The following is a 25,475-nucleotide window of genomic DNA, read 5'->3' on the forward strand; positions in this document are numbered from 1 at the left end:
ACGGGTGCCGGGCTCGTTTCATCAGTCCAGCATCTTACGAATCACATAATGTAAAATGCCGTCGTTCTGGTAATAGGTCAGCTCGGTTGCCGTATCAATACGGCACCGGCAATCCAGCACCTCGATTTTCCCGTCTGCCCGCGTTAACTTCACCGGCACCGTTTTACCCGGCTGCAGGTTTTGCAAACCGCTAATCTCAATCTGCTCTTCCCCGGTCAGTCCCAGCGTTTTACGCGTCACGCCCTGCGGGAACTCGAGCGGCAGGATCCCCATACCGATCAGATTCGAGCGGTGAATACGTTCAAACGATTCGGCGATAACCACGCGAACGCCAAGCAGACGCGGACCTTTCGCCGCCCAGTCGCGGCTGGAGCCGGAACCGTACTCTTTCCCGGCGATCACCGCCAGCGGCGTACCTTCCTGTTGATATTTGACCGCCGCATCATAGATCGAAACGACTTCCGTCCCCGGCAGATGGCGCGTCATGCCCCCTTCCACGCCCGGTACCATTTCGTTACGAATGCGGATGTTGGCAAACGTTCCGCGCATCATGACCTCATGATTGCCGCGACGCGAGCCGTAGGAGTTAAAATCGCGGCGTTCGACGCCCCGGCTCTGCAGATAACGGCCTGCCGGGCTATCGGCTTTGATACTCCCCGCCGGAGAGATATGGTCGGTCGTGACGGAATCTCCCAGCATCGCCAGTATGCGCGCGCCGTGGATATCCTTAAGCGGTGCCGGCTCGGCCAGCATCTCATCAAAGAACGGCGACAGACGAATATAGGTCGAGTCATCCTGCCAGTCGTAGGTATCTGAGCCCACGACGTTGATGGTTTTCCACTCCGGCGTGCCTTCAAAGACCTCCGCATACTCTTTGCGGAACATCTCGGTTGAGACCTTTTCAACGGCCAGCGCGATTTCACGCGAAGATGGCCAGATATCTTTCAGGTAGACAGGATCGTTCTTGCGATCGTGACCAATCGGATCGGTCGCCAGGTTGATATTCATGTTCCCTGCAAGGGCATACGCCACGACCAGCGGCGGCGAGGCGAGCCAGTTGGTTTTCACCAGCGGGTGAATACGCCCTTCAAAGTTTCGGTTACCGGACAGGACCGCGCCTACCGTCAGGTCACCCTGCCTGATCGCCGTTTCAATGGGTTCAGGCAGCGGGCCGGAGTTACCAATACAGGTCGTACAGCCGTAGCCCACGAGGTTAAAGCCCAGTTCGTCAAGGTACGGCGTCAGTTTGGCCTGCGCCAGGTAATCCGATACCACTTTGGAACCCGGTGCCAGCGAGGCCTTGACCCATGGCTGAGGTTTTAGCCCAAGCTCTACCGCCTTTTTCGCCAGCAGACCGGCCGCCATTAATACGCTGGGGTTCGAGGTGTTGGTGCAGGAGGTAATGGCCGCAATCACAACCGCGCCATCCGGGAGCTGATACTGATGTCCGTTCAGAACATAGTCGACCGGACGGTGATCTTTCTGCGCCACGTTCACTTCCAGGGCATTGCTGGCGGCAAAGGCTTTTGGCACGTCACTCAGCGCAACCCGATCCTGCGGACGTTTCGGTCCGGCGAGGCTCGCCTCGACGCTTCCCATATCGAGTTCAAGCGTGCTGGTGAAGACCGGTTCATCGCCCGGGTTTCGCCACAAGCCCTGCGCTTTGGTATAGGCCTCCACCAGCGCGACCTGCTCTTCGCTGCGCCCGCTAAGGCGCATGTATTCCAGCGTGACGTCATCGATGGGGAAAAAGCCGCAGGTTGCACCGTATTCCGGCGCCATATTGGCAATGGTGGCGCGGTCAGCCAGCGGCAGCGAATCCAGACCATCCCCGTAGAATTCTACAAACTTGCCCACCACACCATGCTTACGCAGCATCTGAGTGACGGTGAGCACCAGATCGGTGGCGGTAATGCCTTCAGACAGCTTGCCGGTGAGCTTGAAGCCCACCACGTCAGGGATAAGCATGGACACCGGCTGGCCGAGCATGGCCGCTTCCGCTTCGATACCCCCGACGCCCCAGCCGAGCACGCCCAGACCGTTGATCATGGTGGTATGGGAGTCCGTGCCCACCAGCGTGTCCGGATAGGCGACCCACTCTTTATCCTGCAATTCACTCCAGACGGCTTTACCAAGATATTCAAGGTTAACCTGGTGACAAATACCGGTCCCCGGCGGGACCACGCTAAACCGGCTGAACGCCTGCTGCCCCCACTTCAGGAACACATAGCGCTCGTGGTTGCGCTCCATCTCCAGACGCACGTTCTCGCCAAAGGCGTCGTCATCACCAAAGCGGTCAACGGTTACGGAGTGGTCAATGACGAGGTCAACGGGGGAAAGCGGATTCACTTTTGCCGTATCTCCGCCGAGACGCTTAACGGCCTCGCGCATCGCGGCTAAATCAACGACGGCAGGAACACCGGTAAAGTCCTGCATCAGCACCCTGGCCGGGCGGTAGGCGATTTCTCTGTCGGCATGGGCATTTTCCAGCCACCCTGCCAGCGCCTGGATATCATCGAGGGTGACAGAGTCTCCGTCCTGCCAGCGCAATAGATTTTCCAGTAAAACTTTCAATGACTTGGGTAAACGCGAAATGTCCCCAAGCGTTCTGGCAGCCAGCGGCAGGCTGTAGTAATGCCAGGTTTTATTTTCTGCCTGTAACGTATCCTTACTGGCTTCGCGTAGGGTTAACGACATAAGCTCCTCCTTAATCACAGAGATGCCCCGACAATCATCAGGGCCGTAATTAAAGATAACACAAAGATGTCGTAACGTTTTGATAACAACCCAAATTGATAAATTTAGGATTGGTCCAGAAAGGGAAAACAAAAAACCCCGCCGTAGCGAGGTTTTACAATTTAGTGGAGGGCCAACCAGATGAGCTGACTCCAGAACAGAATCGACACGGTAAAAACGCCGATCCATGACCAGTATTTGTGAGACGTCATGTTATTCATCATAGGGACACCAGGCATTATTTATTAAAAGTTCCGAGGTAAGTCCTCAGTGCTATATTGCTGATGTGTATTTATTAAAGAGTACGAAAGTGCAGAGTCGATATTCAGACTAGTTGCATCATTACGCAATTAACTAAATTATTGTTTTTTGGGTTCGTCTTCTGCGAACACATCAATAAACGCTTGCTGCTGCGGCGTCAGTTTCCAGGACGCGGGTACAACAGTCGCAGGTGCTTTACGCCCTCTGTGGCCGTTGTCACGATGCTGACACATCTGTTTTACCGTTTCTGTACGTACCGTCACTGCCATATTTAACCCCAATATTTCCAGGCCAGGAGAGCAACCACCACCCAAAACAGGGTAGAGACGAGAAAGACCGCCAGCCAGGCTTTACGCTTGAGCGCAGGATCCCTTTGCGGTTCTTCACTTCCTGAAGGCATTGCTAACCTCATACAATCGACATCGCTTATCATTTAGGACCAAACAATTGGTACAATTAATCATCCGTTGAGATAAATCCTAAAGAAACTTTAGCCGAAAAGCCAGTGAATTTACGCACCGGAAGGTATGAAATATTCAATCTTTTGACCAGAAATAAATAATTGAAAAGAAAAATTTGCGAAGGCGTAAATTAGTTTCTACTTTTGTCGCCAATTCACGACATTATAACCATACGGATTAAATGGATAACGACATTATATGACAGGGGATACGCAGATGATGATAATTCTAATTTAGCTTTGAGGCGTTATTTCGGTATCTTTCCCTAAGGGAAAGATACCGGGTGTGATTATTTTTCGGGGAGTTTGATGTCTTTAAACATCTCTTCAATATCTTCATTTGAGCGTAATGCAACGGCGGTATCAACCACGTCACGCGTTAAATGAGGGGCAAAGCGCTGAATAAAATCATACATATAGCTGCGCAGGAAGGTGCTGCGACGGAAGCCAATCTTTGTGGTGCTATGACTGAAAACATCATGCGCATCAAGACGCACCAGGTCAGGGTCTGACACCGGATCCACCGCCATGCTGGCAATAACGCCCACCCCCAGACCAAGCCGCACATAGGTTTTAATCACGTCGGCGTCCGTCGCGGTAAAGACAATGCGCGGCGTTAACCCTGCCCGGTTAAAGGCCGTATCAAGCTCGGACCGTCCGGTAAAGCCAAACGTATACGTCACCAACGGATATTGCGCCAGCTCTTCGATAGTGACCGACCCTTTACCCGCCAGGGGATGATCGGGGGTCACCACGATAGAACGGTTCCAGTGATAGCATGGAAGCATCACCAGATCGTCATACAGGTGAAGCGCTTCGGTGGCGATGGCAAAATCTGCATTCCCCTTGGAAACGGCTTCAGCAATTTGCGTTGGCGAGCCCTGATGCATATGCAAAGAGACGCGAGGATAACGCTCGATAAAGCCTTTGATAACGCCGGGTAGCGCATAGCGCGCCTGGGTATGCGTCGTGGCAATATACAGCGAACCTTTATCCGGCCAGGTGTGTTCTCCCGCCACAGACTTAATCGCATCGACTTTGGAGAGGACTTCACGCGCAATGCGGATGATTTCCTGCCCCGCAGGCGTCACCTGGGTGAGATGCTTACCGCTGCGGGCAAATATCTGGATACCTAACTCGTCCTCCAGCATACGAACTTGTTTGCTGATGCCCGGTTGCGAGGTATACAACCCCTCGGCGGTAGAAGAGACGTTAAGGTTATGATTCACCACCTCAACGATATAACGAAGCTGCTGTAATTTCATGCCAGTCCATCCGATTTAGCGCATGCGGTCAATCGCTTAAGACGATTTAATAATAAGAAACAGGTTAACTATAACCACTATATCATTTATAGCCTGACTGTATAGTACGGAACAAAAAATAATAACAAGGTAATAAAAAAGGGCCGGAAATCCGGCCCTTTTACAGGTAAGTTACGGTAAGGGAAGATTATTTCTTGCCTTCAACCCATTTGCCATCGACAAAGAAGGCAGACCATCCGGTCGCTTTACCCTCTTTCTCGGCCGCAACATACTGCTGCTTAGTTTTACGGCTAAACCGTACCACGGTTTTGTTGCCTTCCGGATCCTGCTGTGGCGCATCGGCCAGATAACGCAGTTTCTCAGGCAGACGATCGCGGAAGCGATGCAACTCTTCCACCAGCGGCGCGCGCGTTTCACGCGATTTCGGGAAGGTGTTGGCGGCCAGGAAGACACCTGCGGCACCATCACGCAGCACGAAGTACGCGTCGGATTTCTCGCACGGCAGTTCTGGCAGCGGAACCGGATCTTCCTTCGGAGGAGCCACTTCGCCGTTACGCAGAATTTTACGCGTGTTTTTACACTCGTCGTTGGTACAGGCCATGTACTTACCGAAACGCCCCATTTTCAGGTGCATTTCAGAGCCGCACTTCTCGCATTCCACAATCGGGCCGTCATAGCCTTTAATGCGGAACTCGCCCTCTTCGATCTCATACCCGTCACACGTTGGGTTATTACCGCAGACGTGCAGCTTACGTTTTGGATCGATCAGGTAGCTGTCCATTGCCGTGCCGCATTTCTTGCAGCGGCGTTTGGCACGCAGAGCGTTAGTTTCCGCATCGTCACCCTCCAGCACGTTGAGAACTTCGTTCTCAGGCACCAGGTTGATGGTGGTTTTGCAGCGCTCTTTTGGTGACAGCGCATAGCCGGAGCAGCCAAGGAATACGCCCGTGGTTGCGGTGCGGATCCCCATCTTGCGGCCGCAGGTTGGACAGTCGATGCTGGTCAGCACCATCTGGTTAGGCAGCATGCCGCCCTCTTCAGGGTCTTTCTCCGCTTTTTCAAGCTGGTCGGTAAAGTCGCTGAAGAAGCTGTCGAGTACCTTTTTCCATTCCGCCTGATGGCTGGCAACCTGGTCGAGGCTGTCTTCCATTTGCGCGGTGAAATCGTAGTTCATCAACTCACGGAAGTTTGCTTCCAGACGGTCAGTGACGATCTCACCCATTTTTTCCGCATAGAAACGGCGGTTTTCAACGCGTACGTAGCCACGGTCCTGGATCGTCGAGATGATGGACGCGTAGGTCGATGGACGACCAATACCGCGTTTTTCCAGCTCTTTCACCAGGGACGCTTCACTGAAGCGCGCAGGCGGCTTGGTGAAGTGCTGTGCCGGAACCAGATCGACAAGCGACAACTCGTCACCTTTGTTCACCGCCGGCAGCGTTCGGTCTTCATCACCTTTACGCAGCGCTGGCATCACCTTCGTCCAGCCGTCGAAACGCAGGATACGACCGCGCGCTTTGAGACGGAACTCACCCGCACCAACGGTCAGCGTGGTGGAGTCGTACTGCGCTGGCGTCATCTGGCACGCCACGAACTGGCGCCAGATCAGCTGATACAGCTTCTGCGCGTCGGCTTCCATGTCTTTCAGCGATTCCGCTAACACCGAGACGTCAGAAGGACGAATCGCTTCGTGTGCTTCCTGAGAGTTCTCTTTGCTGGCGAACTGGTTAGCGCTTTCCGGCAGGTATTTCTTACCGAAATTGTCACTGATGTAGCCGCGGACCATGTTGACCGCGTCCTGGCTCAGGTTGGTTGAGTCGGTACGCATGTAGGTGATGTAGCCCGCTTCATACAGGCGCTGCGCCATCATCATGGTCTTCTTCACGCCATAACCCAGACGCGTGCTTGCAGCCTGTTGCAGCGTGGAGGTAATAAACGGTGCCCCCGGCTTGCTGCTGGTCGGTTTGTCTTCACGTTCCAGCACCTGATAGCGTGCTTTTTCCAGCAGCGCTACGGCGGCCATGGTCTGGTCGCGGTTTTCCGGACGGAAAGGCTTATCGTTGTGATGGCTCACCTGCAGCGGCAGAGCGTCACCGCCCGGCGTGGTCACATTGGCATCGACTTCCCAGAACTCTTCCGGCACGAAGGCTTTAATTTCGCGCTCACGCTCAACGACCAGACGTACGGCGACGGATTGCACACGCCCTGCGGACAGGCCACGGGCAATCTTCTTCCACAGCAGTGGAGAGACCATGTAGCCCACAACGCGGTCCATAAAGCGACGAGCCTGCTGTGCGTTTACGCGGTCAATATTCAGTTCGCCCGGCTTCTCAAACGCCTGACGAATCGCATTCTTCGTAATTTCGTTAAACACTACACGGCTGTAGCGTTTGTCATCACCACCGATCACTTCCCGCAGGTGCCACGCAATGGCTTCCCCTTCGCGGTCAAGGTCGGTTGCGAGATAGATGTGGTCTGCTTTTTCAGCAAGCTGCTTCAGCTCGTTAACGACTTTTTCTTTCCCGGGCAGCACTTCATATTGTGCATCCCAGTTATGCCATGGGTTAACACCCATGCGGTTGACAAGCGCGCTACGTTCATCCTTTTTAGGCTTTTTAGCCCCTTTGGTGGAGGTAGAGTCTGCGCTCTTTTTGCTGGCTGAGCCACTGGTCGGCAAATCGCGGATATGACCGACGCTGGACTTAACCACGTAGTCATTACCCAGATACTTATTGATCGTTTTGGCTTTTGCCGGGGACTCAACGATGACGAGAGCTTTACCCATATTCACCTTTACCTAATTTAATTCTTCCAGGAATACGCCGCACGTTGATTTCCCTTCCGCTGACGACGAGCCAATGATATTGCGACTGCGTCAGGAGATATCAACCCCTTTGACTTACCGGACGTTAATGAGAAGACGCCCAGGTGATTGAGTTTTCGGGTATTTTTCTCACATCTCGTGTAATTCGTGACGAATTCCCGGTTGAATGTCAAGCAATTCTGTTGCCAGAATGACGAAAGCGCACACTCTACCTGATAAAATTCGTTACGCAACTTTATTAGCATGCAAAAGCAGATCCCGCCAGCCGGGACCCTGCACCTTATCCCCTCACATTACAGGGAAAATTTGCCCCCAAAGCGCCCTCGGCGTAGACTATTGTCACTGTTTAAGGAGTGGATTATGCAGAATACGACCCAACCTATTGACCGAGCCTCTCTGCTTATCGAAGCAAACAAGCTTATCCGTGACCATGAAGATACGCTGGCGGGCATTGAAGCCACCGGCGTAGAGCAGCGTAATGGCGTGCTGATTTTCAGCGGCGAATACTTCCTTGACGAACAGGGTTTACCGACCCCGAAAAGCACCGCCGTTTTTAACATGTTCAAATACCTGGCGCATACGCTTTCAGAGAAATATCACCTGGTCGATTAATGCAAAACGCGAGGCATATGCCTCGCGTTTTTGTTTACAGCAGCGGTTTTTGTCCGCGCTGTAGCCAGCGCAGCAGCAGACGGTCCGCGCTTTCTGCCGCACTGTTGGTAAAGCGGTCAAGGAGTCGCTTACGCTGGGTAAAGCGCACGCCCACCAGTTCCCGGCCTTCCATCAGATTGAGCAGCAGATCGTCGCTGGTTCCGACTTCATCCACCAGCCCTTTCTCCTGCGCCTGGACGCCGTACCAGTGCTCGCCCGTCGCGACCTGTTCAATATCGAGCGTTGGGCGCATACGGTGTACGAAATCTTTAAAGAGATGATGCGTTTCGTTGAGATCTTCGCGGAATTTTTGACGCCCTTCTTCCGTGTTTTCCCCCAGCAGCGTCAGGGTACGTTTGTACTGACCCGCCGTGTGAAGTTCGATATCAATCTCTTTATTTTTCAGGAAGCGGTTAAAGTTCGGAATTTGCGCGACCACGCCGATCGAGCCAATAATGGAGAACGGCGCGGCAACAATTTTGTCCGCCACGCAGGCCATCATGTAGCCACCGCTCGCGGCCACTTTATCCACGGCAACGGTCAGCGGGATCTGTTTTTCACGCAGGCGCTGCAGCTGTGAGGCGGCCAGTCCGTAACCGTGAACGACCCCGCCCGGGCTTTCAAGACGCACGACAACCTGATCCTGCGGTGTCGCCACGGCCAGAACGGCAGTCACTTCTTCCCGCAGAGAAGACACTTCATGCGCATCCATACTGCCTTTAAAATCGAGCACATAGACGCGCGGCGTGGCCTTATCCTGCGGCGCATTGAGCTTTGCTTTTGCCTTTGCCGCTTTGGCTTCCTGTTTATGCTTTTTCTTCTGCGCTTTCTGCCAGAGTTTCTGTTGATGACTATCAAGCAGCGCCAGAGACATCTCTTCCTGCATCTCTTTATACTGCTCGCTCAGGCGGGTGATGCGTAACTCCCCACGCTGACGCTTGCGCTGCGTCAGGTTGGCAATCAGAACGGCTACCACCGCAATGGCAACCACCACCGTCGCGATTTTGGCCAAAAACAACCCATATTGAGAAAGTAATTCCACGCGTTCCACCTTGATTTAACCACGAATCTTTCACGGCAGTGTACAACAGCCCTGCCCATGCGTCTCGCTCGTGACATTACCTCTGCGAGCCGCCTTCAGGAATCCCCGGACTGGAGTTTAAATATTTGCAAATTGTTAATTTTACAGTAATGCGTCCTGTAGACTGATTGAATTATTAGGCTAATTCGGGCATAAAGCCGAAAAGTCATCATAAAGGCGCCATTGCGTCACCGGTCGCCTGAGGAGTCACCGTGCATTATCAACCGCAAAAAAATCTGCTGCAAAACCGGATTATTCTTGTCACCGGTGCCAGCGACGGGATTGGCCGCGAGGCAGCCCTGACATACGCCGAATATGGCGCCAACGTCATTCTGATCGGGCGCAACGAAGAAAAACTGAAAAACGTCGCCCAGGAGATTGAGGCCGTATGCGGCACGCCGGCCCCGTGGTATACGCTCGATTTACTGACCTGCACGCCTGCGGTGTGCCAGGAATTAGCCCAGCGCATCAGCGCTCACTATCCGAGACTCGACGGCGTGCTGCATAACGCCGGTTTGCTAGGTGAAGTGCGTCCGATGGATGAACAGGATCCAGATATCTGGCAGCAGGTGATGCAGGTCAACGTCAACGGCACGTTTTTCCTCACACAGGCATTGCTTCCTTTATTACTCAAATCCGAGTCCGGGTCACTGGTCTTTACCTCGTCCAGCGTTGGCCGTGAAGGACGCGCAAACTGGGGAGCCTATGCCGTTTCAAAATTCGCGACCGAAGGCATGATGCAGGTGCTGGCGGAGGAGTACCAGAGCCGCCATCTGCGCGTAAACTGCATTAACCCGGGCGGTACGCGCACCAAAATGCGCGCCAGCGCGTTCCCGAGCGAAGATCCGCAGAAGCTGAAAACCCCGGCAGACATTATGCCGCTCTATCTCTGGCTGATGGGCGACGACAGCCGCCGCAAAACCGGGATGACCTTTGACGCCCAGCCGGGACGTAAACCAGGAATTTCGCAATGAGTGAAGAACGTCATCAGCAGCGCCAGCAGCGTCTGAAAGAACAGGTCGATGCGCGCGTCGCGGCAGCCCAGGACGAACGTGGGATCGTCATCGTTTTTACCGGCAACGGAAAAGGGAAAACCACCGCCGCATTCGGCACGGCGACACGCGCCGTTGGACACGGGCAAAAAGTGGGCGTGATCCAGTTTATCAAAGGCGAATGGCCCAACGGTGAGCGGAATTTACTTGAGCCTCACGGCGTTGAGTTTCAGGTGATGGCGACCGGGTTTACGTGGGATACTCAGAACCGGGAAACCGACACCGCCGCCTGTCTCGCCGTCTGGGAGCATGCAAAGAGAATGCTGGCCGATCCCTCTCTGAATATGGTTCTGCTGGATGAGATCACCTACATGGTCGCCTACGACTACCTGCCGCTGGAAGCCGTGCTGGATGCTCTGATGAATCGTCCTGTACACCAGACGGTTATCGTTACGGGGCGCGGATGTCATCGGGATATTCTGGAGATGGCCGATACCGTCAGCGAGCTGCGTCCGGTCAAACATGCGTTTGATGCAGGCATCAAAGCGCAAATTGGAATTGATTACTAAAGAAAAAAGCCCGGTTCGTTGACCGGGCTTTTATATTAACCGTTGTTGTTACGGCTGCCGGAGCGGCGGCTGCTGCTCACCTGGCTGTGTCGCTTCACTGCGCGACGGATCTGATTCGCCTTCATGCGTCGACGATCTTTTTCCACCGCCACTTTTGAGGTGGTTTCCGGCGTCAGGCCGACCAGCTCGCGCAGGTAGTTGGTTTGGGTCAGATCCAGTTCGGTATACCCACCGCGCGGCAGACCTTTCGGCAGCAGAATGTCGCCGTAACGGACGCGGATCAGGCGGCTAACCTGCACGCCTACCGCTTCCCAGAGACGACGCACCTCGCGGTTACGGCCTTCGGTCAGGGTCACGTTGTACCACTGGTTAATGCCTTCCCCACCGGTAAACTTGATGGTTTTGAACGCCGCAGGACCGTCCTCCAGCTGAACGCCACGCGACAGATCGCGCAGTTTATTTTCGTCAACCTGGCCAAATACGCGCACCGCGTATTCACGTTCCACTTCACGGCTTGGGTGCATCAGACGGTTTGCCAGTTCACCATCGGTGGTGAACAGCAGCAGACCGCAGGTGTTCACGTCCAGGCGGCCGACGGCAATCCAGCGAGCGCCACGCAGTTTAGGCAGACGGTCAAACACCGTCGGACGACCTTCCGGGTCGTTGCGGGTGCACAGCTCGCCTTCCGGCTTGTAGTAAGCCAGCACGCGGCAGATCTGTTCCGCGGACTCTTTAACGGAGATAAGATGACCGTCGATGCGGATCTTCAGCCCCGGTACGATTTCTACGCGGTCACCCAGCGTGGCGATTTTACCGTCCACACTCACGCGGCCCGCTTCAATAATGGCTTCGATTTCACGGCGTGAACCGTGGCCGGCACGCGCCAGCACTTTCTGTAACTTCTCGCTCATTGAGCTTCCTCAGGAGTCGCCTTCACAGGCGTCGAATCAGGTCAAAAGAGGGCTGAGCCCTGCTTTGATGGCCGCGTAGTATATCTGCTTATACCTTTACAAGAAAGGCTTTACGTCACCCACGCCTTCACGAATCACTTCCGGTGCATCTTCGGTTAAGTCGACCACGGTGGTCGGCTGCTGGCCGAGATAGCCGCCGTGAATAATCAGCTCGACCACCTTCTCCAGACGATCTTTGATCTCTTCCGGGTCGGACTCGGTAAACTCGCTTCCGGGCAGCATCAGCGAGGTAGAAAGCATCGGTTCGCCGAGGGTTTCCAGCAGCGCCTGCGCAATCGGGTTCGACGGCACGCGCATGCCGATGGTTTTGCGTTTCTCCTGCAGCAGACGACGCGGTACTTCCTTCGTGCCCTTCAGGATGAAGGTGTAGTTGCCCGGCGTGTTGTTCTTAATCAGGCGAAACGCCACGTTATCAACATACGCATAGGTCGACAGCTCAGAGAGATCGCGGCACATCAGGGTAAAGTTATGGCCGTCCGGCAGCTGGCGAATACGGCAAATGCGTTCCATTGCCCCTTTATCTTCAATTTTACAGCCCAGCGCGTAGCCTGAATCGGTCGGGTAGACAATCACGCCGCCTTTGCGGACGATCTCCACGGCCTGGTTGATCAGACGTGGCTGCGGGTTATCCGGATGGATATAGAAAAACTGACTCATACTTCCCTCTCTTCAATTTGCTGCGGCTGTTCCCAGAGCTGCCAGACCGGCTCAACGCCAGCGGGCAGCCAGAGCTTGCGCCCCAGTTCGATCCACGCGCAGGGCTGATGGAAATCAGAGCCCTGTGACCCAAGCAGGCCGAACTGGCGGGCATAGGTCGCGAGCTGCGCGCGCTCGTTGGGCGCCTGCTGACACTGGGCGACTTCCATCGCCTCGCCACCGCATTCGGCAAAGTGTGCCAGCAGCCTTTTCAGCCATTTAGCAGAAAGATTATACCGCCCAGGATGGGCCAGCACGGCCTTACCGCCAGAATGATGAATCACATCAATAGCTTGTTTTATTGTACACCACTGTGGCGGAACGTATCCGGTTTTACCGCGCGCCAGATACTTTTTAAAGACGTCCGCCATAGTCGTCGCTTTGCCCGCGTCGACCAGAAAACGGGCGAAATGACCGCGGGTGACCGCCCCGCCGTTCGCCATCTTTTGCGCGCCTTCCAGCGCGCCCGGAATATGCGCCTTTTCCAGACGCTCGCCGATCATCTCTGCGCGCTGATTGCGGCGCGTTTTTTGTTCTTGCAAAAATGCCGTAAGTGCCGGATGGTCTATATCGATATTCAGGCCAACAATATGAATCTCATGGTTTTCCCAGACGGTCGAGATCTCGACGCCGGACACCAGATTCAGCGCCAGCCCGCTGCGGGCGATCTCGGCGCGCGCCGCCGGAATGGCATCTGTCGTATCGTGATCGGTTATCGCCAGCGTGCCGACACGCATTTCAACGGCGCGATGAACCAGGGCTTCGGGTGTCAGCAGGCCGTCAGAGGCCTGAGTATGGCTGTGTAAATCATAAATAATGGCGTAGGTGGTATCGCTCAAAGCACTTCCCATAACAGGTTGGAGACATCCGAAAACACCATGATACCGACTTAACGCGAAATTCTGAAATCAAGGGTTGACAACTTGCCATCGAACTAGTTAACTAGTACGAAAGTTCACACGAGAAAGGTATCTGAAAATGACAGCACATTTCACTCTGCACGGCTGGTGGCGCACTTCCTGATCTTCGGGCAGTGTCACGCGTCTGCGAAATGCAAACAGATACCCGCCCGCTACCCAGCGGGCTTTTTTTTGAACAAAATATGAGAACAACAACATGCAAACAGCCAAACCTCATCTCGAACTGCTGACCTGCGAGGCGGCCTATCGCCACAACCCGACCGCGCTGTTTCATCAGGTGTGCGGGGCTCGTCCGGCAACGCTGCTGCTGGAATCGGCGGATATCGACAGCAAGGACGATCTCAAGAGCCTGCTGCTGGTCGACAGCGCGCTGCGCATTACCGCTTTAGGTGACACTGTCACCATCAAGGCATTATCAGACAATGGCGCATCGCTGCTGCCGCTGCTGGATGCCGCCCTGCCGTCGGGCATTGAAAATGAACGTCATCCAGAAATGCGCATTCTGCATTTCCCGCCGGTGAGCCAGCTGCTGGACGAAGACGCGCGCCTCTGCTCCCTGTCCGTTTTCGATGCCTTCCGCCTGCTGCAGAATCTGGTCACCGTGCCGGAAGACGAGCGTGAAGCGATGTTCTTCGGCGGGCTGTTTGCTTACGACCTTGTTGCCGGTTTTGAATATTTGCCGGAAACCGAGCAGGGTAATCGCTGCCCGGATTATTGCTTCTATCTTGCTGAAACTCTGCTGGTGATCGACCACCAGAAGCAATACACCCGCATCCAGGCAAGCCTGTTCACGCCGTCTGCCGCTGAGAAAAACCGTCTTGAGCACCGCATCGCTCAGCTGCAGCAGCAGATGACGGAAGCGCCGCCCGCGCTGCCGGTGCAGCGCGTGGAAAAAATGACCTGCGACGTTAACCAGACTGACGATCAGTACGGCGCCGTGGTTCGCCAGATGCAAAAAGCGATTCGCGCCGGGGAAATTTTCCAGGTCGTGCCGTCCCGTCGCTTCTCGCTGCCCTGCCCGTCGCCGCTCGCAGCCTACGACGTGCTGAAAAAGAGTAACCCAAGCCCGTACATGTTCTTCATGCAGGACAACGAATTCACGCTGTTCGGCGCCTCGCCGGAAAGCTCGCTGAAGTACGATGCCACCAGCCGTCAGATTGAGATCTACCCGATTGCAGGAACCCGTCCGCGCGGGCGTCGCGCCGATGGCTCGCTGGACCGCGATCTGGACAGCCGCATCGAACTTGAAATGCGTACCGACCACAAAGAACTCTCCGAGCACCTGATGCTGGTTGACCTGGCGCGTAACGATCTGGCACGCATTTGCACCCCAGGCAGCCGCTACGTGGCGGACCTGACCAAAGTCGACCGCTATTCGTTCGTGATGCACCTGGTCTCCCGCGTGGTCGGCGAGCTGCGCCACGATCTCGACGTGCTGCACGCCTACCGCGCCTGCATGAACATGGGCACCCTGAGCGGCGCGCCGAAAGTGCGCGCCATGCAGCTGATTGCCGCCGCCGAAGGACGCCGTCGCGGCAGCTACGGCGGCGCGGTAGGTTACTTCACCGCCCACGGCGATCTCGACACCTGCATCGTAATCCGCTCCGCCTATGTCGAAGACGGTATTGCCACCGTCCAGGCGGGTGCCGGGATTGTTCTTGATTCTGTTCCGCAGTCTGAAGCTGACGAAACGCGCAGTAAAGCCCGTGCGGTCCTTCGCGCCATTGCTACCGCACACCATGCACAGGAGATTTTCTGATGGCTGACATTCTGCTGCTCGATAATATCGACTCCTTTACCTATAACCTGGCAGATCAGCTGCGTGCGAATGGCCACAACGTCGTTATCTACCGCAACCACGTTCCTGCGCAGACCCTGATTGACCGTCTGGCCACCATGCAAAACCCGGTGCTGATGCTCTCCCCGGGGCCAGGCGCGCCGAGCGAAGCGGGCTGTATGCCGGAGCTGCTGACCCGCATGCGCGGCAAGCTGCCGATCGTCGGCATCTGCCTCGGCCATCAGGCGATTGTTGAAGCCTATGGCGGCTACGTTGGCCAGGCGGGTGAGATCCTGCACGGTAAAGCGTCCAGCATTGAACATGACGGCCAGGCGATGTTTGCCGGCCTGCCGAACCCGCTCCCGGTCGCGCGCTATCACTCGCTGGTTGGCAGCAATATTCCCGCCGGGCTGACGATCAACGCCTCGTTTGAAGGCATGGTGATGGCGGTGCGCCACGATGCGGACCGCGTCTGCGGCCTGCAGTTCCACCCGGAATCAATCCTGACCTCCCACGGCGCCCGCCTGCTGGAGCAGACGCTGGACTGGGCGTTACAGAAGCTGGAGCAGACCAATACCCTGCAGCCGATTCTGGAAAAACTGTATCAGGCGCAGACCCTGAGCCAGCAGGAGAGCCATCAGCTCTTCTCCGCCGTGGTTCGCGGCGAGCTGAAGCCTGAGCAGCTTGCAGCCGCGCTGGTGAGCATGAAGGTGCGCGGCGAAAGCCCGCAGGAGATCGCCGGTGCCGCTACGGCCCTGCTGGAAAATGCCGCCCCGTTCCCGCGCCCGGACTATCAGTTTGCCGATATTGTCGGTACCGGCGGTGACGGCAGTAACAGCATCAATATCTCCACCGCCAGCGCCTTCGTGGCGGCGGCGTGTGGTTTGAAGGTCGCGAAGCACGGTAACCGCAGCGTTTCCAGCCGGTCAGGTTCTTCCGATCTGCTCGCCGCATTCGGTATTAACCTCGATATGAACGCCGAGCGTTCCCGTGAAGCGCTGGATGACCTGGGCGTCTGCTTCCTGTTTGCGCCGAAGTACCACACCGGTTTCCGCCACGCGATGCCGGTTCGTCAGCAGCTCAAAACCCGCACGCTGTTTAACGTGCTCGGCCCGCTGATCAACCCGGCCCACCCGCCGCTGGCGCTGATTGGCGTTTACAGCCCTGAGCTGGTTCTGCCGATTGCCGAGACGCTGCGCGTGCTGGGTTATCAGCGTGCCGCCGTGGTGCACAGCGGCGGTATGGATGAGGTTTCTCTTCATGCACCAACGCTGGTGGCCGAACTGCGCGACGGCGAAATTCTGAGCTATCAGCTGGAGGCTGCCGACTTCGGCCTTGCGCCATACCATCAGGAAGCGCTGGCAGGCGGTACGCCGGAAGAAAACCGTGACATTCTGACTCGCTTATTACAAGGTAAAGGAGAGGTTGCCCATGAGGCCGCCGTTGCTGCCAACGTCGCCATGCTGATGCGTTTGCACGGTGAGGAAGACCTGAAGGCCAACGTTCAAAAAGTTCTGGATGTACTGCGCTCCGGTGCAGCTTACGATCGCGTTACCGCACTTGCGGCAAGAGGGTAAAGAATGCAGACCGTTTTAGCGAAAATCGTTGCCGATAAGGCCATCTGGGTGGAAGCCCGCAAGCAACAGCAGCCGCTTGCCAGTTTCCAGAATGACGTCGTCCCGAGCAGCCGTCGTTTCTATGACGCCCTGCGGGGTACGCGCACCGCGTTTATTCTTGAGTGCAAAAAAGCGTCCCCGTCCAAAGGCGTTATTCGTGACGATTTCGACCCGGCGCGTATTGCCGGCATTTATAAGCATCATGCTTCAGCCATCTCCGTGCTGACGGATGAGAAATATTTTCAGGGCAGCTTCGATTTTCTGCCGATCGTCAGCGGCATCGCGCCGCAGCCGATCCTGTGCAAAGACTTTATTATCGACCCGTATCAGATCTGGCTGGCGCGTTTTTACCAGGCCGACGCCTGCCTGCTGATGCTCTCAGTGCTCGACGACGAGCAGTATCGCCAGCTTTCCGCCGTGGCGCACAGCCTGAACATGGGCGTACTGACCGAAGTGAGCAACGAAGAGGAGCTGGAGCGCGCGATTGCGCTGGAAGCCAAAGTGGTCGGCATTAACAACCGCGATCTGCGTGACCTGTCCATTGACCTTAACCGTACCCGCCAGCTGGCGCCGCGTCTGGGGTCTGGCGTTACGGTGATCAGCGAATCCGGCATTAACAGCTACGCCCAGGTGCGCGAGCTGAGCCACTTCGCCAACGGATTCCTGATTGGCTCCGCCATGATGGAACATGACGATCTCAATGCGGCGGTACGTCGCGTGCTGCTGGGTGAAAACAAAGTCTGCGGCTTAACCCGCGAACAGGATGCCCAAGCCGCGTATGAAGCCGGGGCGATTTATGGCGGGCTGATCTTTGTGGATTCATCTCCTCGCGCGGTCAGTGAAGAGCAGGCGCGTAAGGTCATCGCAGCGGCTCCGCTCAGCTACGTGGGCGTTTTCCGCAATGCAGATATTGCAGACGTTGCGGCAAAAGCCGACGCGTTATCCCTGAGCGCGGTGCAGCTCCACGGCGATGAAGACCAGAGCTACATCGATGCCCTGCGCGCCGCGCTGGCACCACAGGTGCAAATCTGGAAAGCGCAAAGCGTAGGCGATACTTTGCCCTCGCGTAACCTGAACCATGTGGATAAATACGTCCTCGATAACGGCCAGGGCGGTACCGGCCAGCGTTTTGACTGGTCGCTGCTGAACGGCGAGAAACTGGACAACGTCCTGCTGGCGGGCGGATTAAGCCCGGATAACTGCGTAGAAGCCGCTAAAACCGGCTGCGCAGGCCTCGATTTCAATTCAGGCGTAGAGTCCCAACCGGGTATCAAAGATGCCAGCAAGCTGGCCTCGGTTTTTAAAACTCTGCGTGCATATTAAGGAAGAGAAGATGACGACATTACTTAACCCGTATTTTGGTGAGTTCGGCGGGATGTACGTCCCGCAAATCCTGATGCCCGCGCTGCGCCAGCTGGAAGAAGCGTTTGTCAGCGCGCAGAAAGATCCGGCGTTTCAGGCTGAATTTACCGACCTGCTGAAAAATTACGCCGGTCGTCCGACCGCGCTGACCAAATGCCGCAACCTGACGGAAGGCACCAAAACCACGTTGTATCTGAAGCGTGAAGACCTGCTGCACGGCGGCGCGCATAAAACTAACCAGGTGCTGGGCCAGGCGCTGCTCGCGAAGCGTATGGGCAAAACCGAAATCATCGCCGAAACCGGTGCGGGTCAGCACGGCGTGGCCTCTGCGCTTGCCAGCGCCCTGCTCGGTCTGAAATGCCGCATCTATATGGGAGCGAAAGACGTTGAGCGTCAGTCTCCGAACGTCTTCCGTATGCGTCTGATGGGAGCGGAAGTGATCCCGGTGCACAGCGGCTCCGCGACGCTGAAGGATGCCTGTAACGAAGCGCTTCGCGACTGGTCTGGCAGCTATGAAACCGCGCACTATATGCTCGGTACCGCGGCGGGCCCGCACCCGTTCCCGACTATCGTGCGCGAATTCCAGCGCATGATCGGTGAAGAGACCAAAGCGCAGATCCTCGATAAAGAGGGTCGCCTGCCGGATGCGGTGATCGCCTGCGTTGGCGGCGGATCTAACGCCATCGGCATGTTCGCAGACTTTATCGACGACACCAGCGTCGGCCTGATTGGCGTCGAGCCAGCCGGGCACGGCATTGAATCGGGTGAACACGGCGCGCCGCTGAAGCATGGCCGCGTGGGGATCTACTTCGGGATGAAATCCCCGATGATGCAAACAGATGAAGGCCAGATTGAAGAGTCTTACTCTATTTCTGCCGGCCTCGACTTCCCGTCCGTCGGGCCGCAGCATGCGTATCTGAACAGCACCGGCCGCGCGGACTATGTCTCCATTACCGATGACGAAGCGCTGGAAGCCTTTAAAACGCTGTGCCGCAGCGAAGGGATCATCCCGGCGCTGGAGTCTTCGCACGCGCTGGCGCACGCGCTGAAAATGATGAAAGAAAACCCGGAAAAAGAGCAGCTGCTGGTGGTGAACCTTTCCGGACGCGGTGACAAAGATATCTTCACCGTTCACGATATTCTGAAAGCACGAGGGGAAATCTGATGGAACGCTACGATAACGTATTTGCAGAGCTGAAATCCCGCCAGGAAGGCGCGTTCGTTCCCTTCGTCACCCTGGGCGATCCGGGCCCGGAACAGTCGCTGAAGATTATCGACACCCTGATTGAAGCCGGTGCTGACGCGCTGGAGCTGGGTATTCCGTTCTCCGATCCGCTGGCGGATGGCCCGACCATCCAGAACGCGACGCTGCGCGCATTCGCCTCCGGTGTGACGCCGACCCAGTGCTTCGAGATGCTGGCGGCGATTCGCCAGAAGCACCCGACCATTCCGATCGGTCTGCTGATGTACGCCAACCTGGTGTTCAACCGCGGTATCGATGAGTTCTACGCCGAGTGCGCGCGCGTGGGCGTCGACTCCGTTCTGGTGGCAGACGTGCCGGTCGAGGAATCAGCGCCATTCCGTCAGGCGGCCATGCGCCATAACGTCGCCCCGATTTTCATCTGCCCGCCGAACGCCGATGACGCCCTGCTGCGCCAGATTGCCTCTTACGGACGCGGGTATACCTACCTGCTCTCCCGCGCGGGCGTGACCGGTGCCGAGAATAAAGCCGCCCTGCCGCTGCATCATCTGGTGGAGAAGCTGGCCGAGTACCATGCCGCACCTCCGCTGCAGGGGTTCGGGATTTCCTCCCCGGATCAGGTCAGCGCAGCGATTGACGCGAAGGCGGCTGGTGCCATCTCCGGCTCCGCGATTGTGAAGATCATCGAGAAGAACGTGGACAAGCCAGAGCAGATGCTGGCCGAGCTGAAAGCGTTTGTGACCGCAATGAAAGCGGCGACGCGCAAAGCATAACCCTTCCACCGTCTGGCTCCCTGCCAGACGGTTACCCTTCCTTCCACACCTTCTACAACGGATTACCTCAAAATTGATCCCGTCGATATTTTCGGCGTGAATGGCTTTCCATTCTGGCGTGCAAGCGTATGATCTGGACTCTTTTTTATCTTTAATCCTTCTGAGTTCAGAGGCTTATTCATGTCATGGCAATCCTTTAAACAGGCTTACCTGGTTAAGTTCTGGTCACCTGTTCCGGCCGTTATCGCGGCAGGCATTCTCTCTACCTACTATTTCGGTATTACCGGCACCTTCTGGGCCGTGACCGGCGAGTTCACCCGCTGGGGTGGTCAATTGCTACAGCTCGCTGGCGTGCATACTGAAGAGTGGGGTTACTTTAAACTCATTCATCTGGACGGTACGCCACTTACCCGCATCGACGGGATGATGATCGTCGGCATGTTCGGCGGCTGTTTCGCGGCGGCGCTGTGGGCAAACAACGTTAAGTTGCGGATGCCCAAAAGCCGTATTCGCATAATGCAGGCGGTAGTCGGCGGTATCATTGCCGGGTTTGGCGCCCGTCTGGCGATGGGCTGTAACCTGGCCGCTTTCTTTACGGGTATTCCTCAGTTTTCGCTTCACGCCTGGTTCTTTGCAGTCGCCACGGCCATCGGCTCTTACTTCGGTGCCAAATTTACCCTGCTGCCGCTGTTCCGCATTCCGGTGAAAATGACAAAAGTCAGCGCAGCGTCTCCGTTAACCCAGAAGCCGGACCAGGCGCGTCGCCGTTTCCGCCTCGGTATGCTGGTCTTTTTGGCTATGGTCGCCTGGGCGCTTTGCACTGCGATGAATCAGCCCAAACTCGGCTTGGCGATGCTGTTCGGCGTGGGTTTTGGTCTGCTCATTGAACGCGCGCAGATCTGCTTTACCTCCGCGTTTCGCGATATGTGGATCACCGGCCGCACGATGATGGCAAAGGCGATTATCGCCGGGATGGCGGTCAGCGCCATCGGTATCTTCAGCTATGTTCAGCTGGGCGTTGAACCGAAAATCATGTGGGCCGGTCCTAACGCGGTCATTGGCGGCCTGCTGTTTGGCTTCGGGATCGTGCTGGCTGGCGGATGCGAAACCGGCTGGATGTACCGCGCCGTTGAAGGTCAGGTGCATTACTGGTGGGTGGGCCTGGGAAATGTTATCGGCTCGACGATCCTGGCGTACTTCTGGGACGATCTGTCCCCGGCGCTTGCCACGAGCTGGGACAAGGTCAATCTGCTGAGCACCTTCGGCCCTCTCGGCGGCCTGCTGGTCACCTACGCCCTGCTGCTGGTCGCTTTTTTACTGGTTGTCGCGCAGGAGAAACGCTTCTTCCGTCGCGCGAGTGTTAAAACAGAAACCCAGGAGAATGCTGCATGAAAGAGATCGTGCCCGATTACCGTCTGGATATGGTTGGTGAACCCTGCCCTTATCCGGCTGTTGCCACGCTTGAAGCCCTACCGCAGCTCAAAAAAGGGGAAATTCTGGAAGTGGTCAGCGACTGTCCGCAGTCCATCAACAACATTCCGCTGGATGCGAAAAACCACGGCTACACGGTGCTGGATATCCAGCAGGATGGCCCGACCATTCGCTATTTGATTCAAAAATGATCGCTAAGGGCCTCGCGAGGGGCCTTTATCGCATTGAATTATAAGACATCTTGATCCACGGCAAAAACGCGATCTTTGACTTAAGTAAAATCTCACTTCCCTTTTGAAGGAGGTTTTCGCGGTTTGATGTATTTACGAGCTTTACTGGTTTTCGCCTTATTAATTCCCTTCCATGCGCTGCCCCTGAATTTCTCTTCTACCTTCCTGCGCCTTAATTGTCCGCAAAGAGGACTTGTCGAGGTCATTCTGCACGTTTATGAGCATACCCAGGAGCGATGGCACGGTCATTTTGAAACCGGTGCGGGACATAAACGTGCGGGAGATACCGAAATCATCCCGTTTGCCAACGGCGATATTCTTTTTCATTCCCTGTCCAGCGACGCTTTCAGCTATTTATATGATGGGGAAAATATCCTGAGGCACTGCGTAAAGCTTGATGAGCGGCCGGTTTATCCGTCGTTTTGAAGTGAGCAAAGCAAACTGGCCACCCTGTGGCCAGTTTGACGGGGGATCAGAAACGATAACCCGCAGAGAACATAAACACCCACGGATCCAGGCGAGTATTGATACTTTGCTGCTGACCGCCCGCCTTGAAGCGTACGTCCGTATCAATATCCATGTACCAGACCGAGGCGTTAATCAGCCAGTCGCGGTTAATCAGATAGTCCAGACCGACCTGCCCCGCCATACCCCACGAATCTTTCAGGCTGAGGTTAGTCAGACCGGCCTCTTTACCGGTATCGTTAAACTTCTCGTCGAAGAAGGTGGTGTAGTTCACACCGGCGCCAATATAAGGACGCACCTTGCTGCTGGCATCGCCAAAGTACCATTGCGCCATCAGCGTTGGCGGTAAATGGTGAACCGTAGCGATATCACCGGTTGCGCCCAGACCCACGCGATGACGGAACGGCGTTGCAGCCAGAAGCTCAACACCAACGTTTTCCGTCGCCATATAGGTGAACGTTAACCCTAACTGGGTGTTATTACTGACGTTAAAACCGCCCATACCCAGCACGTTATCCGATCCTTCAGTCGGGCGAACCGTAGCCGAACCGGCACGAATAAAGAATTCGCCTGCTTCATGCGCATACGCGCCGCCAGAGAGACTGCTTAATACAAGGGCTGCCACCGCTAATTTTTTCATATCCGCTCCATCGTTGTGGTTTTAATCGCGGATGAGAATATACTCACAAATGAGTAATAAGTGATCTGTTACAGATCACATTAAAACCAGTAACTTAACATTCATTGATCTGGATTAATTTTTTGTTACGCATCCAAAAGCGATAAGTTGTTTCCATGTCAATTTTTGGCATTTCACGGTTACAAAATTTTCCCTTTTTCCCCTCTTGCTCTTCCTCTGACGGCTGGATAATTTATCGCTCTAACAAGTTGATTTGATGCGTTCTTCTTTTGCAGGTGTGCCATGAGTGATATCAACCCGTGCATGACGTGCGGAGCCTGTTGTGCGTATTTTCGAGTCTCTTTCTACTGGGCCGAAGCCAGCGATGGCGGCGGTACCGTTCCGGTTCATCTTACTGAGCCGTTAACGCCCTTTCTGCGCTGCATGAGCGGCACAAACCAAAAGCAGGCCCGCTGCGTCGCGCTACAGGGTGAGCCAGGGGTCTCTACCCGATGTTCCATTTATGAGGATCGGCCCAGCCCGTGCCGGGAATTTGCCATGTCGGGGGAAGATGGGCAGGTCAACGAAGCCTGTAATCGCGCCCGGGCGCGCGTTGGATTACCGCCGCTTTACAAAGATATGCTTTTCCATACAAGCCTTGATGCTGCCACAGCAGGTGCATCCGGTGTACAATTGCCGGCTAATTAACACCTGCAATACTCAAGGAGAGTGCATGTCTATCACGGCGAAGTCTGTCTACCGTGACACGGGAAACTTTTTCCGCAATCAGTTCATAACCTTTTTACTGATCGCGTTGCTATGTGCCTTTATCACGGTGGTGCTGGGCCATGCCTTCTCACCGAGTGAAGAACAGATTGCCAGCCTGAGCCAGGGTGACCACCTTGCCGGAAGCGTGGGGCTGTTTGAACTGGTGCAAAACATGACGCCGGAGCAGCAGCAAATTCTGCTGCGGGCGTCTGCCGCATCCACGTTCTCAGGCCTGATTGGTAATGCGGTTCTGGCGGGCGGCGTTTTGCTGATGATTCAGCTGGTATCGGCGGGTCACCGGGTCAGCGCCTTACGGGCGATTGGTGCGAGTGCGCCAGTCTTACCTAAGCTGTTTATTCTGATCTTTTTAACCACCATGCTGGTGCAAATGGGGATTATGCTGGTCGTGGTGCCGGGCGTATTACTGGCTATCGTGCTCTCATTTGCGCCTGTGATGGTGGTGCAGGATAAAATGGGGATTTTTACCGCGATGCGCAGCAGCATCAGACTGGCATGGGCGAATATGCGTCTGGTGGCTCCCGCCGTGATCGGCTGGCTGCTCGCCAAAACGCTCCTGCTGTTGTTTGCACCGAATTTTGCGGTATTAACGCCGAACGTTGGTGCGGTAGTGGCGAATACGCTGAGCAATCTGATTTCAGCGGTACTGCTGGTCTATCTGTTCCGCCTGTATATGTTAATTCGTCAGTAATCCTGAGGCGGGTGGCATCGCTGCCTCCCGCCCCGCTCAGAAGATGGAATCATAGAATGAAGCAGTTTCTTGATTTTTTACCGCTCGTGGTCTTTTTTGCTTTTTATAAGCTGTACGATATTTATGCCGCGACCACTGCGCTGATCGTTGCGACCGCTGTTGTACTCATCTACAGCTGGGTGCGCTATCGCAAAGTCGAAAAGATGGCGCTGATAACGTTCGTCCTGGTCGCCGTATTCGGCGGGCTGACTCTGTTCTTCCACAACGATGAATTTATTAAGTGGAAAGTGACCGTTATTTACGCGCTGTTTGCGGGCGCATTGTTAATTAGCCAGTGGGTCATGAAAAAGCCGCTGATCCAGCGCATGCTGGGCAAAGAGCTGACGCTGCCTCAGGAAGTTTGGTCCCGTCTGAATATCGCCTGGGCGGTCTTCTTTATTCTCTGTGGTCTTGCCAATATCTATATTGCCTTCTGGCTGCCGCAGAATATCTGGGTCAACTTTAAGGTCTTCGGCCTGACCGCGCTGACGCTTATCTTCACGCTGTTAAGCGGCGTATACATCTATCGCCACATGCCGCAAGACGACAAGCACTGATTAATGACTGACCAGAACGTCTATGACAGGCGTTCTGGTCTATTCTCTCCGCTGTGAAATCATAGTAGCATCCCGCCTGAAGTCTTCCGTTACGAGTTAAAACAATGACAACAACTAACGCCCCGCAGGGCGAACTGGTTTTACGCACACTGGCAATGCCCGCTGACACAAATGCCAATGGCGATATTTTTGGCGGCTGGCTGATGTCGCAGATGGATATGGGCGGCGCAATTCTGGCTAAAGAGATTGCCCACGGGCGCGTGGTGACTGTGCGAGTGGACGGCATGACCTTCCTGCGCCCGGTTGCGGTGGGAGATGTGGTTTGCTGCTACGCGCGCTGCGTCAAACGCGGCAACACCTCTATTTCAATCAACATCGAAGTGTGGGTTAAGAAAGTCTCTTCGGAACCCATTGGGCAGCGTTATAAGGCCACCGAAGCGCTGTTTATTTATGTTGCGGTGGATAGCGAGGGAAAACCTCGTCAACTTCCGCAGGCCTGATT

At 55.5% G+C, this 25,475-nt stretch carries 27 protein-coding genes and 1 other annotated feature; of the genes, 16 read left to right on the forward strand and 11 right to left on the reverse strand.

The features are described from left to right. Nucleotides 1–21: 21 nt before the first annotated feature. The 6 genes from acnA to topA all read right to left on the reverse strand — a co-directional run bounded on the left by acnA (nucleotide 22) and on the right by topA (nucleotide 7,507). Nucleotides 22–2,697 (reverse strand): aconitate hydratase AcnA, encoded by a 2,676-nt coding sequence (gene acnA, locus SPH27_RS03240; RefSeq protein WP_182071744.1) that lies wholly within the window; start codon nucleotides 2,695–2,697, stop codon nucleotides 22–24. A 161-nt stretch (nucleotides 2,698–2,858) separates the two neighbouring features. Beyond that, on the reverse strand, nucleotides 2,859–2,957 hold the full coding sequence (gene ymiC / locus SPH27_RS03245) for a small membrane protein YmiC (protein WP_032623144.1): 99 nt from the start codon (nucleotides 2,955–2,957) through the stop codon (nucleotides 2,859–2,861). Nucleotides 2,958–3,095: 138 nt separating this feature from the next. After that, on the reverse strand, nucleotides 3,096–3,266 hold the full coding sequence (locus SPH27_RS03250; protein ID WP_032656727.1) for a hypothetical protein: 171 nt from the start codon (nucleotides 3,264–3,266) through the stop codon (nucleotides 3,096–3,098). A 2-nt stretch (nucleotides 3,267–3,268) separates the two neighbouring features. Then, on the reverse strand, nucleotides 3,269–3,409 hold the full coding sequence (locus SPH27_RS03255) for a YmiA family putative membrane protein (RefSeq protein WP_213327741.1): 141 nt from the start codon (nucleotides 3,407–3,409) through the stop codon (nucleotides 3,269–3,271). Nucleotides 3,410–3,747: 338 nt separating this feature from the next. Then, nucleotides 3,748–4,722 carry an HTH-type transcriptional regulator CysB gene (gene cysB, locus SPH27_RS03260; RefSeq protein WP_008502814.1) on the reverse strand — a complete coding sequence of 325 codons (975 nt, stop codon included), beginning with the start codon at nucleotides 4,720–4,722 and terminating at the stop codon, nucleotides 3,748–3,750. 187 nt (nucleotides 4,723–4,909) lie between these two features. Then, the gene (gene topA, locus SPH27_RS03265) at nucleotides 4,910–7,507 is read right to left on the reverse strand and encodes a type I DNA topoisomerase (protein ID WP_047651111.1); all 2,598 of its coding nucleotides are present in this window, start codon (nucleotides 7,505–7,507) and stop codon (nucleotides 4,910–4,912) included. A 399-nt stretch (nucleotides 7,508–7,906) separates the two neighbouring features. Here topA and SPH27_RS03270 point away from each other — a divergent pair, with 399 nt between their 5' ends. Then, nucleotides 7,907–8,158: a YciN family protein gene (locus SPH27_RS03270; RefSeq protein ID WP_023312072.1), complete on the forward strand. Its 252-nt coding sequence runs from the start codon at nucleotides 7,907–7,909 to the stop codon at nucleotides 8,156–8,158. Nucleotides 8,159–8,192: 34 nt separating this feature from the next. Here SPH27_RS03270 and sohB read toward each other — a convergent pair whose 3' ends face one another. Beyond that, the gene (gene sohB / locus SPH27_RS03275; protein ID WP_048975113.1) at nucleotides 8,193–9,239 is read right to left on the reverse strand and encodes a protease SohB; all 1,047 of its coding nucleotides are present in this window, start codon (nucleotides 9,237–9,239) and stop codon (nucleotides 8,193–8,195) included. 251 nt (nucleotides 9,240–9,490) lie between these two features. Between sohB and SPH27_RS03280 the strand changes: the two genes are divergently transcribed. Continuing rightward, nucleotides 9,491–10,252, forward strand: coding sequence for a YciK family oxidoreductase (locus SPH27_RS03280; protein ID WP_039263558.1), 762 nt, complete (start codon nucleotides 9,491–9,493; stop codon nucleotides 10,250–10,252). Next, on the forward strand, nucleotides 10,249–10,839 hold the full coding sequence (gene cobO / locus SPH27_RS03285) for a cob(I)yrinic acid a,c-diamide adenosyltransferase (RefSeq protein ID WP_033145744.1): 591 nt from the start codon (nucleotides 10,249–10,251) through the stop codon (nucleotides 10,837–10,839). Before SPH27_RS03280 ends, cobO begins: the two co-directional genes overlap by 4 nt. A 35-nt stretch (nucleotides 10,840–10,874) precedes the next feature. Here cobO and rluB read toward each other — a convergent pair whose 3' ends face one another. From rluB to rnm, 3 genes are all read right to left on the reverse strand, one after another. Continuing rightward, nucleotides 10,875–11,750, reverse strand: coding sequence for a 23S rRNA pseudouridine(2605) synthase RluB (gene rluB, locus SPH27_RS03290; protein ID WP_023312076.1), 876 nt, complete (start codon nucleotides 11,748–11,750; stop codon nucleotides 10,875–10,877). Between the two features lie 96 nt (nucleotides 11,751–11,846). Continuing rightward, nucleotides 11,847–12,467, reverse strand: coding sequence for an L-threonylcarbamoyladenylate synthase (locus SPH27_RS03295; RefSeq protein ID WP_003856793.1), 621 nt, complete (start codon nucleotides 12,465–12,467; stop codon nucleotides 11,847–11,849). Next, complete coding sequence (rnm, locus tag SPH27_RS03300) at nucleotides 12,464–13,345, reverse strand: RNase RNM (protein ID WP_032656720.1); 882 nt, start codon at nucleotides 13,343–13,345, stop codon at nucleotides 12,464–12,466. The genes SPH27_RS03295 and rnm overlap by 4 nt, the downstream gene beginning before the upstream one ends. Before the next feature lie 139 nt (nucleotides 13,346–13,484). Between rnm and trpL the strand changes: the two genes are divergently transcribed. From trpL to SPH27_RS03340, 9 genes are all read left to right on the forward strand, one after another. Next, the gene (trpL, locus tag SPH27_RS23090; RefSeq protein WP_106993556.1) at nucleotides 13,485–13,529 is read left to right on the forward strand and encodes a trp operon leader peptide; all 45 of its coding nucleotides are present in this window, start codon (nucleotides 13,485–13,487) and stop codon (nucleotides 13,527–13,529) included. Beyond that, nucleotides 13,506–13,599 (forward strand) — a sequence feature (Trp leader region). (Overlaps the previous gene by 24 nt.) A 23-nt stretch (nucleotides 13,600–13,622) precedes the next feature. Beyond that, nucleotides 13,623–15,185 carry an anthranilate synthase component 1 gene (locus SPH27_RS03305; protein WP_182071746.1) on the forward strand — a complete coding sequence of 521 codons (1,563 nt, stop codon included), beginning with the start codon at nucleotides 13,623–13,625 and terminating at the stop codon, nucleotides 15,183–15,185. After that, nucleotides 15,185–16,780, forward strand: a complete 1,596-nt coding sequence (trpD, locus tag SPH27_RS03310; protein WP_023312079.1) for a bifunctional anthranilate synthase glutamate amidotransferase component TrpG/anthranilate phosphoribosyltransferase TrpD — start codon at nucleotides 15,185–15,187, stop codon at nucleotides 16,778–16,780. Before SPH27_RS03305 ends, trpD begins: the two co-directional genes overlap by 1 nt. A 3-nt stretch (nucleotides 16,781–16,783) precedes the next feature. After that, the gene (trpCF, locus tag SPH27_RS03315) at nucleotides 16,784–18,142 is read left to right on the forward strand and encodes a bifunctional indole-3-glycerol-phosphate synthase TrpC/phosphoribosylanthranilate isomerase TrpF (RefSeq protein WP_048979141.1); all 1,359 of its coding nucleotides are present in this window, start codon (nucleotides 16,784–16,786) and stop codon (nucleotides 18,140–18,142) included. A gap of 10 nt (nucleotides 18,143–18,152) precedes the next feature. Beyond that, complete coding sequence (gene trpB / locus SPH27_RS03320; RefSeq protein ID WP_048979140.1) at nucleotides 18,153–19,346, forward strand: tryptophan synthase subunit beta; 1,194 nt, start codon at nucleotides 18,153–18,155, stop codon at nucleotides 19,344–19,346. Continuing rightward, nucleotides 19,346–20,155, forward strand: a complete 810-nt coding sequence (gene trpA, locus SPH27_RS03325; protein WP_033145748.1) for a tryptophan synthase subunit alpha — start codon at nucleotides 19,346–19,348, stop codon at nucleotides 20,153–20,155. Before trpB ends, trpA begins: the two co-directional genes overlap by 1 nt. Before the next feature lie 180 nt (nucleotides 20,156–20,335). Continuing rightward, entirely contained in the window at nucleotides 20,336–21,547 is a 1,212-nt protein-coding gene (yedE, locus tag SPH27_RS03330; protein WP_048979139.1) for a selenium metabolism membrane protein YedE/FdhT, read from the forward strand. Next, nucleotides 21,544–21,777, forward strand: coding sequence for a sulfurtransferase-like selenium metabolism protein YedF (gene yedF, locus SPH27_RS03335; protein WP_003856774.1), 234 nt, complete (start codon nucleotides 21,544–21,546; stop codon nucleotides 21,775–21,777). The genes yedE and yedF overlap by 4 nt, the downstream gene beginning before the upstream one ends. A gap of 126 nt (nucleotides 21,778–21,903) precedes the next feature. Continuing rightward, on the forward strand, nucleotides 21,904–22,242 hold the full coding sequence (locus tag SPH27_RS03340; RefSeq protein WP_182071748.1) for a hypothetical protein: 339 nt from the start codon (nucleotides 21,904–21,906) through the stop codon (nucleotides 22,240–22,242). 46 nt (nucleotides 22,243–22,288) lie between these two features. On the opposite strand, the gene ompW is transcribed toward SPH27_RS03340, so the two are convergent. Further along, entirely contained in the window at nucleotides 22,289–22,921 is a 633-nt protein-coding gene (gene ompW, locus SPH27_RS03345; protein WP_182071750.1) for an outer membrane protein OmpW, read from the reverse strand. A 282-nt stretch (nucleotides 22,922–23,203) separates the two neighbouring features. Here ompW and SPH27_RS03350 point away from each other — a divergent pair, with 282 nt between their 5' ends. From SPH27_RS03350 to yciA, 4 genes are all read left to right on the forward strand, one after another. Further along, nucleotides 23,204–23,608, forward strand: a complete 405-nt coding sequence (locus SPH27_RS03350; RefSeq protein ID WP_021240310.1) for a YkgJ family cysteine cluster protein — start codon at nucleotides 23,204–23,206, stop codon at nucleotides 23,606–23,608. A gap of 25 nt (nucleotides 23,609–23,633) precedes the next feature. Further along, a complete protein-coding gene (locus SPH27_RS03355; RefSeq protein ID WP_032656704.1) occupies nucleotides 23,634–24,377 on the forward strand; it encodes a YciC family protein in 744 nt (247 codons plus the stop codon). Nucleotides 24,378–24,433: 56 nt separating this feature from the next. Further along, nucleotides 24,434–24,973, forward strand: coding sequence for a septation protein A (locus SPH27_RS03360; protein ID WP_023312088.1), 540 nt, complete (start codon nucleotides 24,434–24,436; stop codon nucleotides 24,971–24,973). A gap of 104 nt (nucleotides 24,974–25,077) precedes the next feature. Beyond that, nucleotides 25,078–25,473: an acyl-CoA thioester hydrolase YciA gene (gene yciA, locus SPH27_RS03365; protein WP_008502796.1), complete on the forward strand. Its 396-nt coding sequence runs from the start codon at nucleotides 25,078–25,080 to the stop codon at nucleotides 25,471–25,473. Nucleotides 25,474–25,475 lie beyond the last annotated feature (2 nt).

This window comes from Enterobacter sp. A103 (assembly GCF_034427535.1).
Taxonomy (GTDB): Bacteria; Pseudomonadota; Gammaproteobacteria; order Enterobacterales; family Enterobacteriaceae; genus Enterobacter; species Enterobacter asburiae_B.